Raw genomic sequence first — 17,100 nt, forward strand, 5'->3', positions numbered from 1 at the left:
GATCACCGCAGCCAAGCCCGAACGCGACCACTCGCACTACCACTCGGCCGAGGAGCTGAGGCAGCATGGGCTGCAGCATCTTCGCGACGCCATCAGCCTCCTGGAGCAGAAGGCGTCCCCGCAGGAGGTCGAGGACTACCGACGCTTCGTCATCAACTTGGCCACCAAGGTGGCGCACGCGCACCGCGAGGCTGGCCAGGAGGTAGGTGCCGCCGAGCAGGCAGCTCTCGACGACATCGCAACAAGCCTCGGTGGAAGCTCGGGCACAGCCTCACCTTGAACGAGGGGGGCGGTGACGTTACGGTCCTGGTATGAGGGTGTTCGTCACCGGCGGTACGGGGCGACCGCATGACATCGTTGACGCGGTCGGTGCGAGTCAGCAACGACCGACTCCGGAGCACCACGGGGTGGGAGCCGCGCTACCCGAGCGCACGCGAGGGCTGGATCCCAACCGCCAGAATTCTCGAACGGGTACCCGCGGCGGCGGTCTGACGCGGCCATGGAGCTGACGACCCTCCAGGACCTCATGGCGCAGACCTATGGACGCCGAGACGAGGAGCGAGGTGTCAGCGCCACCATCGCCTGGCTGACGGAGGAGCTGGGCGAGCTCGCCAGGGCGGCTCGGAAGGGTAATCGGCAGGATCAGCTGCACGAAATCGGCGACGTGATGGCGTGGTTGGCATCTCTGGGCAACCAGCTGCACCTCTCCCTGGACGAGGCCGTCGAGCGCTACCGGGACGGGTGCCCGAAATGCGGGCAACGGCCCTGCGGTTGTCCTTAGGAGAGAGGAGGCCGCTGTCGGGTCCCGCCCCCAGGTTCCCCCGGAGGCTGTGGGATCCTGGACTGATGAGCACCGCCAAGCGCAGGCGTCAGCAAGCGAACCGGCAGGCCCGCCGGGAAGCCAAAAGGCCGATTCCTGCGGTCACCGACGCCGATCTGGCGGGGTTGTTGGCGGACGTGACCGTCCGCGACGACTGTGAGCACGCTGTCACCAGAGCGACAGCGGACGGCGTCGTGCTCCTCCGCTGTACCGTCGGCGCCGCCGTGCCCGGCGGTTGCCCCAGAGACTGCGCCAGCTTCGAACGGCGACGGGTTGGTGGCCTCGGACTCTGATCCGGATCAGATGTTGTCGACGCGGAGGCGGTGGAGCCGAATCGAGCGGATGCGCCACCGGCCGTCGGGCTCCTTGCGGTACTCCTCGTGGTAGTGGCCGTAGCCCTTCAGTTCGACAGTCCGGTGAGGGGTGGTGAGCTTCACGTTGTCGAACATGGCCCAGATGCCACGAGCCGTGTCGGGACCGGTGATCTCGATCTCCGGCATATGACCATGGTGGGTCGTCACTGCGTCGGCGAGGATCGAGCTGACAGCGCCGACGAACTCGTCTCGACTGCCGTAGTTGACGTCTGGAGTGTCCTCAACCCAGGCGCTCAGGTCCGAGGTGAAGACATCGGCCCACTCGGTCCAACTCTTCGTGTCCATGAGCCGGAAGTACCGGGCCTTGAGCTGCTTGATCTCTTCGATGTCAGCGAGGTCGTCAGCGTTCACTCGTCACCCTCAACCCCGGGACCCTGATCATCGACATCCGACACTACTGCCGTCGAGCAGGCCCCCTGGACCGGATGCGCGATACGGATTGCCTGGTCAGGAGTGGGTATCAACCTCACGTAGCAGGTAGCTTTGGCGGCCCCCGACCGACAAAGAGGTGGAGCCCATGCCCGAGGTGACCGTGGAGGAGCTGGTCGGCACTTCTGCCGAGGCGGCATACGGGTTGGTCAGCGACGTGACGAGAATGGGGCAGTGGAGCCCGGAGACCACGAAGTGTCGATGGCTCGACGGTGCCGTCCCGACGGTGGGCGCCCGGTTCCGTGGCGCCAACCGGAAGGAGTGGCGGCGCTGGACGACGACGTGCACGGTGGTTGCCGCCGATCCCGGCGAGCTGTTCAGCTTCGACGTCAAGGTGGGCCCACTGCTGATATCCCGCTGGACCTACGAGTTCATCTCCGAGGGCAGCGGGTGCCGCATCAGGGAGACCTGGATCGACCGACGCCCCGGATGGATGCCCGTGGTGGATCGGACCGTCATGGGAATCAGCGACCGGCCTCAGCACAACCGCGAGACAATGCAGGCCACGCTGACTCAGCTGGGTCGCTTCGTCGAGACGGGGACTGCCGGTCCCTAGATCGCCCTTCGCAAGGCCCGCAGGGCGCTGACCATCGCGTCGTCCTGGTAGTACGCCTGGGCGCCACTCGGGTTCGGAAGAAGCCAGAGCCTGGCGCTACCCAGTCGTTCCGCCTGTTCCCCCACGGTGGCGCCTGGCCGATCGAAGGCGGACCGGTACGCGGTCAGACCGAGGAAGGCAACGACGCCTGGGCGCAAGCGGCGCACCTTTCGGGCCAGGCTGCGCCCACCCCTTTGTAGCTCGTCGCTGTCGAGCTCGACGGCAGAGGCAGTGGCCCGGCTGACGAGGTTCGTCACCCCCACCCCCATATTGAGGAGCCGGCGTTCGTCGAACGGCGACAGCAGCTCTTCGGTGAACCCGGCCGCGTGGAGCACCTTCCAGAACCGGTTGCCCGGGCGGGCGAAGTGGTGGCCGACTGCGGCTGACCACAGTCCCGGGTTGATGCCGCAGAAGATGACATCGAGGCCGGGCGCCAGAACGTCAGGCACCCGCTTTCCCGCAGCCGCCAAGAGCTCGGCCCGGCTGGGCGACCGAGGGCGACTCAGGCCGTCACCACGGAGCTTGGCCGAGCGTGGGCCTGATCAGCTCGTCGGTCACCCAGCGCGCGACATCGCTCGGATACGGCGTCGGCAGGTTGAGCACCAGGTGGAGGAAGCCAGCGTCGATGAGCAGCCGAAGGTTCTCCCGGGTCCGCGCTGCATCATCGTAGGAGATGGCCAGCTGCACCGAGCGCGTGATCTCCCGGGGATCGCGCCCGATGGCGGAGCAATATTCGTCGAGGACGCCGCTACGCTCGCGTAAGTCCTCGACGCTGTTGAGAGGCGGGCCGATCGCGTTCCACACGTCACCGTGGTCCGCCACGATGCGCAGCGTGGCTCCCCCGGTGCCCGCGATCAGTATTGGGGGATGCGGTCGCTGGATGGGCTTGGGGTTACACCGCGCACCACTCAGCTGGTAGTGCCGCCCCGCGAAGTCGAATGCCTCCTCGGTCCACATGCGGCGGATGATCACGCAGGCCTCGGCGAAGCTGGCGACCGCGTCGCCCCAGTCTCCGATCGGTATGCCGTAGGCGTCGTACTCGGGAGCCACCATGGCCCCGAACCTCGGGTCCCTGCTCGGCAGGCCGCCGACGCCGATCCCGAACTCGAGCCGTCCGTTGGAGATCACGTCAACGGTCGCTGCGATCTTGGCCAGCACTGCGGGCCGCCGGATCCGATTGTTGGTCACGAGCAAGCCGAGCCGCAGCCGCTGCGTCTGGGCGGCAAGAGCGGCGAGCAGCGTCCAGCCTTCGTAGATCGGGCCTGACGGGTCCTCCACCCTGGGCAGCAGGTGGTCATAGAGCCAGGCGTGCTGAATCTCGGGAATCGCGTCCGCCTCGGACCAGACCCGTTGGATGTCGTGATAGCTGACGTTCGCGGGGGTCGTCTTGATGCCGAAGCTCGGCGTGAACGGGTCAATCACAGCCGAGGGTCGTCGTCACGAAGCGCGCTGGCAATGAGCATCGTCGCTCGATCGTAGCAATGGTCTACTCCGCGGCTCGCTTCCAGTGGGGGTCGACAAAGGAGACTGCTGGGAGGCGGCCGTTCCTGCAGTCCGAGAGAAGGCGCAGGAATGAGTACGCTGCCGAGTCACGCACTTTCTCCTGGCGGAGCTGCGCAAGGAGGCGGCGGTCGTCGGGGTCGGGGACGGGATGGCAGAGGAGCCGCAGTGAGCACGTACAACCACACCGGGCAGGTCGTCACGGACCTCGAAGCCTCGAAGCGCTTCTACCAGGAGGTCTTCGGCTTCACGTTCTGGTACGAGATCACCCCAGATGACGAGGCGACCGCCAAGCTCGGCAGCCTCGAGACCCCGTTGGGGGTCACGGCCTCGTACCTGGTCCTCGATGGATTCGTACTCGAGCTCCTCCACTACTCGGCCCGCGGTGCGATGGCGCCCTTCCGGCCGCGCACCATGAACGAGCCCGGGCTCACCCACCTGTCGATCTCGGTCGACGACGTCCGCGCCACAGCGGAAAAGGCCGCCCAGTATGGAGGACAGATCATCGAGGAGAGCGACGTCGGCAACGCCCTCTTCATCAGAGATCCCGATGGGCAGCTCCTCGAGCTCCTTCCCGCACGGTACCGGGCGATGCTGCCGCCAAAGCCCGAGGCGTGAGCAACGGGTCAAGCTCGGGCAGCTCGACCATCGCGGGACGAGCTCAGCTGGATGACCGGCGGCCAACCGAACCCGCGGCGCCTAGGGGCTCGCGGGGAACGTAGCGCTTCGTACGCGTCCAGGAGCCGGTGAGTCGTAGCGCGTGAGCAAACGTGGCCCGGTTGAGGGGCGGCGGCATCGTCTCGAAGGTCAGGCGGAAGGCCTGTGCCAAACGGTCGAGGCGCGCTTGATCGTCGTCGGTCCACGGAAGGCCAAAATGCTCGCGCACCCTGGGAGGTAAGTTGCCGATCGTGCTCAGCCTCCCCCACCGCGCCAGGATCGGCGTGGTGAGCAGCTCCAGCGGAGTGTTCGCCCTGACGGCGGGTGTGGCGTCATCGCCCATCTCGAGCAAGCGTTCGACGGCCGGGGTGAGCTCGAGCCGTTCCGCGCAGAAGCGGTCGAACGTGGTCTGAAACTCGGCGTACGACGCGGGCACAGCCCGCTGGCTCACGCCGTAACGCTCGTACCAGGCAACGGTGTCTGCATAGAGGTGCTCGTAGCCAGCCGCGTCGAGCCGATCCCTCCAGTGGTAGCGCTCGACCGAACGGAAGATCAGGTGGGAGAAGGTGGCGTGCGCCCACCAGAACGTCTCCGGGTCGAGGGCGTGATACCGCTGCCCGTTCACCGTGCCCTTGATGTCGCGATGCAGATCGCGGATCCGCCGAGCACGGGCATCGGCGTCGGGGGCGAGGATGCTCGCCCAGATCTGAGGAATCGAGCGGTAGATCCGCCCATAGGGATCCTCGAAGAACCCCGACTGCGCGGCGACGGCGGCGCCCAGCGACGGATACATGAGCTGCAGAAGGCCGATCGACGTACCCTCGATGATCGACCGCCAGTCTCCCGCGTAACGACGCAGGAGCGCCCCGTCACCGGGCCGCGAAGTCACCGGACGACGACCTCCCAGCTATTTGACAATGTTGATCGTCAGAAAGGTTGCCATCTGACGATTCGGATTGTCAAGATGTGTTCCCCATGGCAACCACGAGCTCAAAGACCCCGGTTCGCTCGTATGGCGGCGTCAGCGCCACCCAGCGGGTTGCGGCGCGCCACGAGCGGCTGCTCGAGGCCGCCCTCGAGCTGTACGGCACGAGCGGATTCCTCGCTACGGGCGTGAAGGACATCTGTCGCCAGGCCGGACTGACCGACCGCTACTTCTATGAGTCCTTCCGAGACAGTGGCGAGCTCTTCACCGCCGTGTTCGATCGGGCGACAAGAGAGCTGCTTCGACTCGTCGCCCAGAAGGTTGGTGAGGTGCCACACGATCCCGTGGCCCAGGTCCGGGCGGCGATCGAGGCATTCGTCCGGTCGCTCGCTGAGGACCCGCGCAAGGCACGGTTGATCTTCGTTGAGAGCACCTCAGCCGGTGCTGAGGTAGATCGGCACATTCGGGCAAGCCTGCGACAGTTCGCCGACCTCGTTGCCGCCACGGCGCGCCCACACCTGTCAGGGATGCCGGAACAGACCCTCCGCATGGGCGCACTCTCTCTCGTCGGCGCGATCGAGCGCGTGATGATCGAGTGGCAAGACGGACAGCTCGAGGCGACGATAGACGAGGTGATCGACCACCTTGTGCAGCTGTTCCTGATCGCGGCGGCGTCGGCTGGTGTCTCGCGAGATGAGACTCCCTTAGCCCCCGAGACATGATTGTTGGGCTTCTGTCGCCATAAGTCCGGTTCAACCCGGTTTCGGGCAAGCCCGTGAGCCACACGGCTGGTCGCGCCAAGGAGCTGGACACCGCCAGGCTCCACCGTGTCCCTAGGATTGGGGGGGCACCGCGCCGCGCGGTGATTTGAGTTTGAAGCGTGCTGTGTAACAGGAGTGAGGGGGGAATGCGCTCGCCATGATCGAGATTCGCCTACTAGGCGAGCAGCTGGTCGCAACCGGGGCGCAACCCGGGAGGCGCCGGCCATCGTCTCGTTCGGCGGGATTGTTGGCCTACCTGGTTCTCCACGCGGGAATTGGTGAGGCCAGACCGCATCTGGCCGGGAACTTCTGGCCCGACTCCACCGAATCGCAGGCGCGCACGAACCTGCGGCGTGAGCTGCACGAGCTGCGCCTGGCCCTGGGCGATTGCCCCTCGCTCGTCATCGAGCCCACGACCTTGACCTGGTGTGACACTCCTGCCTGTCGAGTTGACGTCCGCGTGTTCTACGCCGAGCGTGAGGCGGCGTTCGCGGCGAGGTCGAGGGACGATGGCGACGAGTTCCTCCGCCATGCCGATGCGGCGATCGCCGAGTATCGGGGCGAGCTCATGCCCGGGGTCTACGACGACTGGCTGCTCGACCATCGTGACCGTGTGCGTCGGGAGTGTGTAGATCTGTGCGACCTGGCCGCCGCCGGTCGGCGGGTGTCGGGAGATCACGGCCGTGCCATTGAGATCGCGCGCCGGCGCATTCACCTGGAGCCACTCGAGGAGCTCGGCTATCGCCTCCTCATGGAGATCCAGGCCGAGTCGGGGGACCGCGCCGCAGCGATGGGTACCTATCACCGCTGCGCTGCCATGCTCGAGCAAGAGCTCGGTGTGAGCCCAGACCCGGAGACGACCCGGGGCCTCGAACGGCTGCTCGAGCGGGGCGACACTCCTGTCCGGCCACCGCTTCGCTCCAGCTGGCGGCCCGAAGCGGCTGGCGCCGCCCTGGTTGGCCGCGAGAACGAGGTTGGTCAGCTCCTGCGGCGCTGGCGTCAGTCCGCTCTCGGGCAATGCGGGCTCGTCGTGGTGTCGGGAGAGCCCGGAGTCGGCAAGAGCAGACTGGTTGCGGAACTTTCCGCCGAAGCCGGCGACGAGGGAGCGGTCGTGGCGATGACGCGATGCTTCGCATCCTCGGGCCAGCTCGCGCTCGCACCCATTGCCGAATGGCTTCGGAGCAGCGACCTGCGTTCGGCGGTCGAGACCCTCGAGCCGGTGTGGCAGCTCGAGGTCGAGCGTCTTGTACCGGATACCGACGACCTTCGGAGCGGGACCGCCCGCACGAAAGACCGATCGCCCACAGACATTGGTCCAGGAACCGCCCCCGAGGCTTCCCGGGCAATGGTCGACGCCTGGCAGCGACATCGATTCTTCGAGGGGCTGGCTCGCGCTGTGCTGGCCGCCAATATTCCGACCCTCCTCGTGCTCGACGACCTGCAATGGTGTGATCAAGAGACACTGGCCTGGCTGGCTTTCCTCATGAGCTTCGCCAGTGATGCGCCCCTGCTCGTCATCGCCACCTTGCGCCCCGAAGAGCTGGACGACAACCGGGACGTCGGTGCGTCGCTATGGGGTCTGCGATCGGCGGGACTCGTCACCGACATCGCGCTCGGCCCGCTGAATGTCGATGAATCAGGCGAGCTCGCAGCCTCCGTGTTGGGCCGTCGTCTGTCAGCGGCTGAGCAGACATTCCTGCACGCGGCGGCGGGCGGTAACCCGCTCTTGGTTGTCGAGGCGGCCCGCAGCTTCTCAGACTCGACGAGCTCCGTTCATCCCATGCAGGGCGCAGACCTTCAGGGCGTCCTCGACCGTCGACTGGCCCAGCCATCACCTGCCGCCAGGGATGTCGCTGGCCTCGCTGCGGCCTTGGGGCGGGACTTCAGCCTCGATCTGCTGAGCGAGGCGAGCGACCTCGACGCCGACACCCTCGTGCAGGCCGTCGACGAGCTGTGGCGACTGCGCATCCTGCGCGAGCAGCGCAACGGCTATGACTTCACCCACGACCTGCTCCGGGACGCGGCGTACGCCTCGGTCAGTCCGCCACGTCGCTGGCTCCTGCACCGCCGCTTGGCCCAAGGACTCGAGCTCCTGCACGCTGGACGTGTCGATGACGTGGCTGCACAGCTCGCCGAGCAATACGAGCGTGGCGGGCGACCGGACCGCGCCTTGCACTACTTCGGCCGGGCGGCCCAGGCAGCGGCCGGTCTGTTCGCGTACACCGAGGCGATCCGAAGCTACCGCCGGTGCCTGGCCCTGGTGGAGCAGATGCCCGCCGGCCGTGAACGGGACAACCGCGAGCTCGACGTGCTCGGGCAGATATCTGAACCGCTCAACGCTGTTCGCGGCTACTCCTCGACCGAGCTGCAGTCGACCTTGGAAAGATCGGCTGTCCTGGCCGAGCGTCTCGGTCAGCGGCATGTCCTACAGGGGAACCTGGTGGCGCTCTTCGCCGCCCGCTTCGTCCAGGGACGCACCGCGCTGGCCCACAAGTTGGCCACTCGCGCCCTGGCACTGGCAGAGGGAGGAGCCGAGCGAGAGTTCGTCGGACAGGCACATTTCGCCTTCGCCGGGTCGGCGACCAGCCTCGGCATGGCGGCAACGGCGATCCCCCACTTCGACTTGGCCGACGAGCTGTCGCGAGGTGCGTTCTCGTTTTTACTTGGCACCCGTATCGAGGTCCATGCCCGAGCATGGGCCGCGCATGCTCACTGGCTTCTGGGTCAGGATGATCGGGCCGCAGCGGCGTGCGGCGGCGCCGTCGAGCGAGGCAGAGCGGTCGATCATCCCTACAGCCTCGCGGTCGCCCTTGCGTACGCTGCCATCACCTACCAGATGCACGGCGACAGGGCCGCTGTTCGGGCCGCCGTCGAGGAGCTACGAGGCCTGTGCGACCGCTACGAGTTCGCCTACTACAGCGAGTGGGCTCGGGTCCTCGACGGCTGGGCATGCGGTGGTGAGCAGGGCGTCGCCCGCATCCAGGAGGGGATCGGCCGCCTCCGCTCGCTGAGGGCGTACGCCCGGATGCCGTACTGGCTGTCGCTGCTTGGTGAGGTGCTCATCGGCTGCAGGCGCACAGAGGCGGCCCGGGCGGTTCTCGACGCCGCCCGGGCGGCAGCGGAGGAGAACGACGATCGCTGGTGGCTGCCGGAGGTGTTGCGCCTTCGTGCCGGTCTGGAATCAGGAGAACCGGCGGTCGCGAGGCTCCGCGCCGCAGTCGAGCTCGCCGGCAAGCAGCGCAGCCAGGCCCTCGAGGCCAGAAGTCGCGCCGACCTCATGGATCGAGTCACTCCCTGATCCTTCCGGCAGCGCTCGCGCCGCTGGTCGGAGCGCCGAACGCTGAGCGAACGCCTGCTGCGTACCGTCTGCTCGCAGCGCGGCTCACCACCCGAGCCGTCGGAGGAAGGGGTGACATGACGACTACCACCACGCCCAGCCGGGCCAACACCCCGGCACCGCCATACGACGAGCTGGCGGCCGGTCTCAGGGGACCGACGATCAGACCCGGGGAGCCGGACTACGACCGGGCCCGCGCCGTGTACAACGGCATGATCGACCGCCGTCCTGGCGCGATCGCCCGCTGTGCCGACGTTGCCGATGTCCTCGCCTGCGTGCGCTTTGCCCGCCAGCACGGGATCGAGCTCGCTGTGCGAGGCGGTGGCCACAACGCTGGTGGCCTGGGGGTCTGGGATGACGCCCTGGTCGTCGATTTGTCCGGTATGCGAAGCACCACCGTGGACCCGGCGGCTCACACCGTTCGGGTGGACGGTGGTTGCACGTGGGGAGACGTCGACCACGCAACGGTCGAGTTCGGCATGGCCACGCCGTCGGGTTTCCTCGCCTCGACCGGGGTGGGCGGGCTCACTCTCGGTGGCGGCGTCGGCTACCTGACACGTCGGTTCGGTCTCACGGTCGACAACCTGCTGTCGGCCGACGTGGTACTGGCCGACGGTAGCTTTGTCACTGCCAGCGACCGTTCCCATCCGGATCTGTTCTGGGCGTTGCGCGGCGGCGGCGGCAATTTCGGTGTGGTCACCTCCTTCCGCTTCGCCTGCCACGACATCGGTGAGCACGGCATGATCGTCGGCGGACCCGTCCTGTACGACCTGGCCGACACCACGGAGGTCATGCGGTGGTACCGGGATCTGCTGCCTTCTCTGCCGGAGGAGCTGAGTGGCTTCATCGCCACCATGACGATCCCGCCCGCCCCGCCGTTCCCCGAAGAGCTGTGGGGTCGTAAGTCGTGCGCGATCGTCTGGTGCTATACGGGACCGCACGACAAGGCAGCCGACGTGCTTGCCCCCATTCGCGAGTTTGGCTCGCCGCTGCTCGTCGGGCTGCAGGAAATGCCGTTTTCGGTACTGCAGAGCGCCTTCGACGGGCTCTACCCAGCCGGTCTGCAGTGGTACTGGCGCGCTGATTTCTTCAACGAGATCTCCGACCGCGCCATCGAAGTACACCTCAAGCACGCAGAGAACCTGCCTACGGGCCATTCGACCATGCACCTTTATCCCATCGACGGCGCCGCTGCTCGCGTCACCGACGACGCCACTCCGTTCGCCTACCGCGGCGGCGGCTGGGCCGGAGTCATCGTGGGGGTCGATCCCGACCCAGCCAATGCAGGCGAGATTACCGCGTGGGCCAAGCAGTACTGGGAGGAGCTCCACCCCACCTCGGCCGGTGGCGCCTACATCAACTTCATGATGGAAGAGGGGCAGGATCGCGTCCGCGCCTCCTACCTCGACAACTACGAACGGTTGGCGCAAGTGAAAGCCCGGTACGATCCCGAAAATGTCTTCCACATCAACCAGAACATCCTGCCGGCTCGCCGAAAAGAGGCGACTGGATCACCTCGATAGCCGTAACGTCAGGTGGTGAACGTGACCAAGCCGGTGATCTTCGTCCTCGACCGTGACGCCCGCTCGCTTGCAGTGCTCCTGGGCGACCTCAGGCGGCGCTTCGGCAACGACTTCACGGTTGGGGGCGAGACCTCGCCGGAGCCAGCGCTCGTCGTACTGAACAAGAAGGCCAGCGCCGACGAAGCCGTAGCACTGCTGCTCGTGGACGCGAGCTCATGTGACTTCCTCAAGAGTGCGCACCAACTGCATCCGCGTGCGAAACGTGTCCTTCTCGTCGACCGCGATTACTCCGCGACGAGCCCTGCAGTGCAGATGATTGCCCTCGGCCACGCCGACTACCACATCGTGCGCCCGTGGGCGGACGACGAGATGATGTACCGCGCCATGAGCGAGTACCTCGCCACCTGGACGCGGGAGCAGGAGCCGACCTTCGAGATGTTCCGGATCGTCGCCGAGGAGGGCGACGCCAGGATGCTTCAGCTTCGAGACGTCATGACACGCTTCAGCATGCCGTTTCGGTTCTATGCCGTCGATAGCGAGGCCGGGCGACGACTGCTCGACGAGGCCGCGCTCGACGGCTCCTGCCTTCCAGCGGTCATTCGTTACGACGGCCAGGTGACCATCGATCCGAGCCTGCCCGATCTCGCCCGAGCCATCGGTGTCCAGGTCAAGAACGATGTCGACAGGTGCGACCTCGCCATCGTCGGGGCGGGGCCGGCGGGCCTAGCCGCGGCCGTCTATGCCGCCTCCGAAGGGCTCGACACAGTGCTCCTCGAACAGGCAGTCTCCGGAGGGCAGGCGGGGACGAGCCCGCTCATCAGGAACTATCCCGGGTTCCCCCACGGGGTCAGCGGTGGCCTTCTCATGGAGCGGACCTGCGAACAAGCGTGGCTCATGGGGGCACACATCGTCTTCGCCCAGCAGGCCGTGGGCCTCGGGAGCGGCGGCGACTATCGCGTGGTCGGCCTACTTGACGGCACCGAAGTCTGGGCCCGAACCGTTCTGATCGGCACCGGGATCACCTGGCGGAGACTCGGGGTTGCGCCACTCGAAGCGCTGGTGGGATCCGGCGTCTTCTATGGCGCCGCCGTGAGTGAGAGCCGAGCCATGCAGGATCAGGACGTCGTCATAGTGGGTGCTGGCAACTCAGCCGGTCAGGCCGCGGTTCATCTGGCCAACTACGCACGCACTGTGACACTCCTCGCTCGAGGAGACAGCCTCGCCAAGTCCATGTCCAGCTACCTCGTGCGTACCGTCCAGTCGACGCCGAACATCATCGTCCGTCATCGCACGGAGATTGTCGACGGAGGTGGCGACGGGCGTCTCCGGCACCTCACTCTCGCAGATCGAGAGAGAGGAGCATTAGAGGAGGTCGAGACCTCAGCCCTGTTCGTCATGATCGGCGGTGAGCCCCACACCCAATGGCTGCCAGAGGAAATCGTGAGGGACGCCAAGGGCTACTTGGTGACCGGGCGCGACCTTCTGGAGCAGTTTCCCGGGTGCTGGAACCATCTCCGTGATCCGTTGCCGCTCGAGACGAGCATGCCAGGGGTCTTTGCCGCAGGTGACGTCCGACAGGGTTCGATCAAACGCGTGGCGTCGGCGGTGGGTGAGGGCGCTACAGCCGTGCGGCTCGTTCACGAGCATCTGCGATCACTCGAGCCTGTCCGGGCGCTGGGGCGGGCCTGAGAATCGGTCGGAAGTGACCGCGTGCGAGTCGGCACCAGAGACCGAGGCGGCGCTGTCACCCCGTATTGGCAAAGGGTCACCGCCAGTTCATCGCGGCGCTCGAGAGGCTGTGGCATATTGTCTAGGTCCATGGCGGATTCCGGCGTACCGGGGCGGGGGTTCGGACGTCGATGACAAAAGGGGGGACCAAGTGTCCACGGAGAGCGTCAAAGCACTGTTTGAGCGGGTCAACTCCGATGAAGACTTTCGGCGTCGGCTGGAGGAAACGCAGATGTCGGAGGACAAGTACCAGCTCATCACCCAGGCTGGTTTCGACATCAATCGACGGGACTTGGAGGTGATCAAGTCCCTCAGTGGTCTCGAAGAGCTCTCGGACGAGTACCTGGCGCAGGTGGTTGGCGGCGCGGGTGCGCAGGCGGGCCGCCCTCTTCCGGACCCCGAGGGGGGCCGTGACCTGATGAGCTGGAGCTGAGACCCTCCGCTCGCCCCGGCCGATGCTCCCGGCGGACCCAGTTGCTCCGACCACCTCCGCCGGGCCGCCGCAGCCAGGCTTAGCTGGCCGCTGCGAGAGGGAATGCACGACGCCGAGGGGTCCGTGATGCTGGACTGCAAGATCGCCGGCGGCAGCCTGGTCGACGGCACGGGCTCGCCCCGGCGGCGAGCCGACGTCGGTATCAGTGACGGCAGGATCACCGCCGTGGGCGAGGTGGACGGGCCCGCCCGGCGGACGATCGACGCCACCGGGCTGGTCGTGGCGCCGGGGTTCATCGACATCCACACCCACTACGACGCCCAGGTCTTCTGGGACCCTAGCGCCAGCCCCTCTCCATTCCACGGGGTGACGACGGTCGTCGGCGGCAACTGTGGGTTCAGCATCGCCCCGTTGGCACCCGAGCACACCGACTACGTGATGCGCATGCTTGCGAGGGTCGAGGGAATACCGATCGACGCCCTGCAGGCTGGGCTCGACTGGGACTGGGGCTCTTACGGCGAGTGGCTGGACCGGCTGGACGGCCGGCTGATGGTCAACGCCGGCTTCCTCGTCGGCCACTCGGCCGTGAGAAGGGCAGTGATGGGCGACGCTGCCGTCGGGTCAGAGGCGTCCGAGGAACAGCTGGCGGCCATGATCCGTGTCCTCCACGAGTCGCTCGCCGCCGGGGGCCTCGGGTTCTCGTCGTCCCGCGCCCCCACCCACAACGACGGTGACGGCAAGCCCGTGCCCTCCCGCTCGGCGACGACCGAGGAGCTCATCGCCCTCGCGGGGGCGGTCCGCGACCATCCGGGCACCACGCTCGAGTACATCCCGACGGTCGGGGCGTTCGAAGAAGAGCACATGGACCTCATGGCTTCGCTGTCGCTCGCGGCCAACCGTCCCCTCAACTGGAACCCGCTCGCCGTCACCTCTCAGAACCCCGACCAAGCGGCCAATCAGCTGCGGGCCTCGGACTATGCGGCCGAGCGGGGAGCCAGGGTGGTGGCTCTGGCCGTGGCCGACGCGGTCGAAGTGCGCCTCAGCTTCCTGTCCGGTTTCATCCTCGAGGCGCTGCCGGGCTGGTCGTCGACGATGAGCCTGCCTCCGGCCGAGAAGATGAGGGCGTTCACGGACCCCGACGAGCGGCGGCGTCTCAGGGACGGCGCCGCTGAGGCCGGGAGAATGCGGGCAATGGCCAACTGGAAGAGGATGCGCATCGTCGAGACCTTCGCTCCCGTCAACGAGGGCCTTGCCGGCCGGGTCGTGGAGGACATCGCATCCGAGTGGCGCCAGGACCCCTTCGACACCATCGTCGACATCGTCCTGGCCGACGAGCTGCGGACCGGTCTGCTCCTGCCGGCGACCGGCGACGACCCTGAGAGCTGGCGGCTACGGGCCGGACTGTGGCGGGACCCCAGAGTCGTCGTGGGGGCGTCCGACGCCGGAGGCCACCTCGACATGCTGGCCACGTTCATCTACACGACGTCGCTCATCGGGCCCTCCGTGCGGGACCGTCAGCTCCTCCCCCTGGAGGAGGCGGTGCACATGATCACCGACGTGCCTGCCCGCCTCTACGGCATCAGGGACCGGGGCCGGATCGCCGAAGGCTGCCACGCCGACGTCGTCGTCTTCGACGAGGACCGCGTGGCGCCCGGGCCGGTGGCCACGCGGTTCGACCTGCCTCGGGGTGCGGGCCGGCTCTACGCCGAGGCCGAGGGCATCGAGCGTGTGCTGGTGAACGGCGCCGAGATCGTGCGATCCAACACGCTGGCGGAAGACCAGCGTCCGGGCACGCTGCTGCGCTCCGGGCGCGACACCGACACGGTGGAGGTCCCCGGCGGCCGTGGGTAGCGACGAGCACTACGCGATCATCTCGGCCGACTGTCATGGCGGCGCCGAGCTGCTCGAGTACCGCGACTACCTCGAGCACCGCTACCACGAGGCCTTCGACGATTGGGCCCGTCACTACACCGTCCACGACAAGGAGCTCATGGGCGACGAGGGTGGACGGAACTGGGACAGCGCTCGGCGCCTGGCCGACCTCGAGCGCGACGGCATCGTCGCCGAGGTGGTGTTTCCCAACACGATTCCGCCCTTCTTTCAGCGAAGGCTCGCGGTGGAGATGCCGGGGGCCACCGAGGACCACCGGGAGCTGCGCTGGGCCGGGCTGCGCGCGCACAACCGTTGGCTGGCCGAGTTCTGCGCTGCGGCGAGGGGTCGCCGGGCGGGGATCGCCCAGATCATGCTGTACGACATCGACGCGGCCGTCAGGGAGGTCGAGTGGGCGGCGGAGGCCGGGCTCACCGGCGGTATCCTCCTGCCGGGCGCGCCTCCTGGTTCGGGGCTGGAGCCCTTGTACTCGCCCGTGTACGAGCCGCTGTGGCAAGCCTGCGAGGACGCGGACCTGCCCGTCAACCACCACGGCGGGAGCGCGGTACCGCCAATGGGTGGCCAGCCCGTCGACAACGTGGTCTTCCTGCTGGAGGTGGCGTGGTGGGCCCATCGCGCCCTGTGGCACCTGATCTTCGGCGGGGTGCTCGATCGCCACCCCGCTCTCCAGCTGGTTTTCACCGAGCAAGAGACATCGTGGATCCCCGAGACCCTCGGGACGCTCGACTACTTCTTCTCGCGCATGGGAGCGTCGAGCGGCTCGCAAGAGCAGGAGTGGGGCGCCGAGGTGGTCGGCAAGCTCTCACTCCGTCCGAGCGAGTACTGGGCGCGCCAGTGCCATGTCGGGTCGACCTTCATGCGGCGGGCAGAGGCGGCGCTGCGCCACGTTGTCGGCGTCGACAAGATCATGTGGGCGAGCGACTATCCGCACAAGGAGTCCAGCTTCCCGTTCAGCCGTGCCGCCCTCAGACACACGTTCGCCGGCATCGACGCCGCCGAGGTGCAGCAGATGCTGGGCGGCAACGCGGCCGAGCTCTACCGCTTCGACATGCGCCGCCTGGCCGAAGTCGCGGCTCGGGTAGGTCCGAGCCACGAGGAGATCGACCGGGTCCTGCGGGCGGACGAAATTCCGGCCGAGGCGGCGCGGTGTCCGGCGTTCGACTGACACAAGGGGGTGGTGCGGAGCCCGTAGAGCGGGATACCGGCGAGTCCGCCCTGTATATTCGTCCGCAGAGGTCCAGCGAGAGGCGGGAGGCGCAGCATTCGGGAGGCTGCGGTCGCAGGCTCGAATCCCGCCCTTCCCGAGGGGACAGGGCTTCCGGGGGGAGGATCACCGATGGCGACAGGGACCGACCAGGTCCCCACAGAGCACGAGGAGTCTGCTCGGGGATTGATCCCGGAGCGGCCGCGCCAGGCGGGAGCGGAGCGCTTCGACGACGCCATCGTCGTCACCCGCACCCGGGCGTGGATTGGCCTGGCGGCGTGCCTCGCCCTCGTCGTCGGCGTTGTCGTGTGGGCCACGACGACGTCGGTCGACACGACCATCAAGGCGCCGGGGGTCGCCCTCATCAACGGCACCCTGGCCCAGGTGAGTAGCCCCGCCGCCGGCACGGTGTCGTCGTTGGACGTCTCGGCTGGTCTCCGTGTCGGGGCGGGCCAGATCATCGGGTCGATCCAGCCCCAGGCCAACGCCAACACCGTCCCGATCTACGCTCCCGTCGCCGGCCAGATCGTGAGCGTTGTTCCCGGCATCGGAAGCTCCGTCGGCCAGGGCGACCTGGTCGCGTCGCTGGCCCAGAACGATGGGCCCCAGGTGGTCCGGATGTTCCTCTCGCCGTCCCAGGCCCAGCAGCTCCGCCCGGGTATGCGGACCCTGTTGAGCTTCCCGGGCATGGACAGCGTGACGGGCCACGTCAGCGATGTCGGGAACCTACCGATCACGCGGGAGGGACTCGTCTCGATCCTCGGTAGTCCGGCCCTGGTCGCATTGCTGGTGCCGGTCGGGTCCGCCGTTCCGGTCACCGTGCAACCGGCGGGTCGGCACTCGACCACGTTCGACGGCTTCGATATCGCCCAGGCGACCGTCATCGTCGGCACCCGCCACCCGATCGACTACGTCCTCTGAGCG

17 protein-coding genes are annotated in these 17,100 nt (G+C 67.4%); 13 read left to right on the forward strand and 4 right to left on the reverse strand.

Going from position 1 to position 17,100, the window contains the following annotated elements:
* From VGF64_00050 to VGF64_00060, 3 genes are all read left to right on the forward strand, one after another.
* Positions 1–280 (forward strand): hypothetical protein (locus tag VGF64_00050; protein ID HEY1633120.1); only part of this gene is annotated, 280 nt, incomplete at its 5' end.
* A 219-nt stretch (positions 281–499) separates the two neighbouring features.
* A complete protein-coding gene (locus tag VGF64_00055; GenBank protein ID HEY1633121.1) occupies positions 500–781 on the forward strand; it encodes a MazG nucleotide pyrophosphohydrolase domain-containing protein in 282 nt (93 codons plus the stop codon).
* A gap of 65 nt (positions 782–846) precedes the next feature.
* Positions 847–1,113, forward strand: coding sequence for a hypothetical protein (locus tag VGF64_00060; GenBank protein ID HEY1633122.1), 267 nt, complete (start codon positions 847–849; stop codon positions 1,111–1,113).
* A gap of 6 nt (positions 1,114–1,119) precedes the next feature.
* On the opposite strand, the gene VGF64_00065 is transcribed toward VGF64_00060, so the two are convergent.
* Positions 1,120–1,545, reverse strand: coding sequence for a nuclear transport factor 2 family protein (locus VGF64_00065; protein HEY1633123.1), 426 nt, complete (start codon positions 1,543–1,545; stop codon positions 1,120–1,122).
* A gap of 166 nt (positions 1,546–1,711) precedes the next feature.
* Here VGF64_00065 and VGF64_00070 point away from each other — a divergent pair, with 166 nt between their 5' ends.
* Entirely contained in the window at positions 1,712–2,179 is a 468-nt protein-coding gene (locus VGF64_00070) for an SRPBCC family protein (GenBank protein HEY1633124.1), read from the forward strand.
* On the opposite strand, the gene mug is transcribed toward VGF64_00070, so the two are convergent.
* Complete coding sequence (gene mug / locus VGF64_00075; protein ID HEY1633125.1) at positions 2,176–2,667, reverse strand: G/U mismatch-specific DNA glycosylase; 492 nt, start codon at positions 2,665–2,667, stop codon at positions 2,176–2,178. The genes VGF64_00070 and mug overlap by 4 nt on opposite strands.
* A gap of 61 nt (positions 2,668–2,728) precedes the next feature.
* On the reverse strand, positions 2,729–3,640 hold the full coding sequence (locus VGF64_00080; GenBank protein ID HEY1633126.1) for an LLM class flavin-dependent oxidoreductase: 912 nt from the start codon (positions 3,638–3,640) through the stop codon (positions 2,729–2,731).
* 246 nt (positions 3,641–3,886) lie between these two features.
* Here VGF64_00080 and VGF64_00085 point away from each other — a divergent pair, with 246 nt between their 5' ends.
* On the forward strand, positions 3,887–4,336 hold the full coding sequence (locus VGF64_00085; GenBank protein HEY1633127.1) for a VOC family protein: 450 nt from the start codon (positions 3,887–3,889) through the stop codon (positions 4,334–4,336).
* Positions 4,337–4,379: 43 nt separating this feature from the next.
* On the opposite strand, the gene VGF64_00090 is transcribed toward VGF64_00085, so the two are convergent.
* A complete protein-coding gene (locus tag VGF64_00090; GenBank protein HEY1633128.1) occupies positions 4,380–5,264 on the reverse strand; it encodes an oxygenase MpaB family protein in 885 nt (294 codons plus the stop codon).
* Between the two features lie 86 nt (positions 5,265–5,350).
* Between VGF64_00090 and VGF64_00095 the strand changes: the two genes are divergently transcribed.
* From VGF64_00095 to VGF64_00130, 8 genes are all read left to right on the forward strand, one after another.
* A complete protein-coding gene (locus VGF64_00095; protein ID HEY1633129.1) occupies positions 5,351–6,022 on the forward strand; it encodes a TetR/AcrR family transcriptional regulator in 672 nt (223 codons plus the stop codon).
* Between the two features lie 283 nt (positions 6,023–6,305).
* The gene (locus tag VGF64_00100) at positions 6,306–9,359 is read left to right on the forward strand and encodes an AAA family ATPase (protein HEY1633130.1); all 3,054 of its coding nucleotides are present in this window, start codon (positions 6,306–6,308) and stop codon (positions 9,357–9,359) included.
* A 116-nt stretch (positions 9,360–9,475) separates the two neighbouring features.
* Positions 9,476–10,921, forward strand: a complete 1,446-nt coding sequence (locus VGF64_00105) for an FAD-binding oxidoreductase (GenBank protein HEY1633131.1) — start codon at positions 9,476–9,478, stop codon at positions 10,919–10,921.
* A gap of 15 nt (positions 10,922–10,936) precedes the next feature.
* On the forward strand, positions 10,937–12,610 hold the full coding sequence (locus VGF64_00110) for an FAD-dependent oxidoreductase (protein HEY1633132.1): 1,674 nt from the start codon (positions 10,937–10,939) through the stop codon (positions 12,608–12,610).
* Positions 12,611–12,800: 190 nt separating this feature from the next.
* Positions 12,801–13,082, forward strand: a complete 282-nt coding sequence (locus tag VGF64_00115) for a Nif11-like leader peptide family RiPP precursor (GenBank protein HEY1633133.1) — start codon at positions 12,801–12,803, stop codon at positions 13,080–13,082.
* Positions 13,083–13,184: 102 nt separating this feature from the next.
* Entirely contained in the window at positions 13,185–14,933 is a 1,749-nt protein-coding gene (locus VGF64_00120; GenBank protein HEY1633134.1) for an amidohydrolase family protein, read from the forward strand.
* On the forward strand, positions 14,926–16,137 hold the full coding sequence (locus VGF64_00125; GenBank protein ID HEY1633135.1) for an amidohydrolase family protein: 1,212 nt from the start codon (positions 14,926–14,928) through the stop codon (positions 16,135–16,137). The genes VGF64_00120 and VGF64_00125 overlap by 8 nt, the downstream gene beginning before the upstream one ends.
* 171 nt (positions 16,138–16,308) lie before the next feature.
* Positions 16,309–17,097: an HlyD family efflux transporter periplasmic adaptor subunit gene (locus VGF64_00130; protein ID HEY1633136.1), complete on the forward strand. Its 789-nt coding sequence runs from the start codon at positions 16,309–16,311 to the stop codon at positions 17,095–17,097.
* Positions 17,098–17,100 lie beyond the last annotated feature (3 nt).

It is taken from the genome of Acidimicrobiales bacterium (assembly GCA_036491125.1).
Classification (GTDB): domain Bacteria; phylum Actinomycetota; class Acidimicrobiia; order Acidimicrobiales; family AC-9; genus AC-9.

Bases quoted from the DNA above. Each gene is read 5' to 3' on its own strand.
- VGF64_00070 (HEY1633124.1), top strand. From the start codon at position 1,712: ATGCCCGAGGTGACCGTGGAGGAGCTGGTCGGCACTTCTGCCGAGGCG.
- VGF64_00055 (HEY1633121.1), top strand. From the start codon at position 500: ATGGAGCTGACGACCCTCCAGGACCTCATGGCGCAGACCTATGGACGC.
- VGF64_00130 (HEY1633136.1), top strand. From the start codon at position 16,309: ATGGCGACAGGGACCGACCAGGTCCCCACAGAGCACGAGGAGTCTGCT.
- VGF64_00095 (HEY1633129.1), top strand. From the start codon at position 5,351: ATGGCAACCACGAGCTCAAAGACCCCGGTTCGCTCGTATGGCGGCGTC.
- VGF64_00120 (HEY1633134.1), top strand. From the start codon at position 13,185: ATGCACGACGCCGAGGGGTCCGTGATGCTGGACTGCAAGATCGCCGGC.
- VGF64_00105 (HEY1633131.1), top strand. From the start codon at position 9,476: ATGACGACTACCACCACGCCCAGCCGGGCCAACACCCCGGCACCGCCA.
- VGF64_00060 (HEY1633122.1), top strand. From the start codon at position 847: ATGAGCACCGCCAAGCGCAGGCGTCAGCAAGCGAACCGGCAGGCCCGC.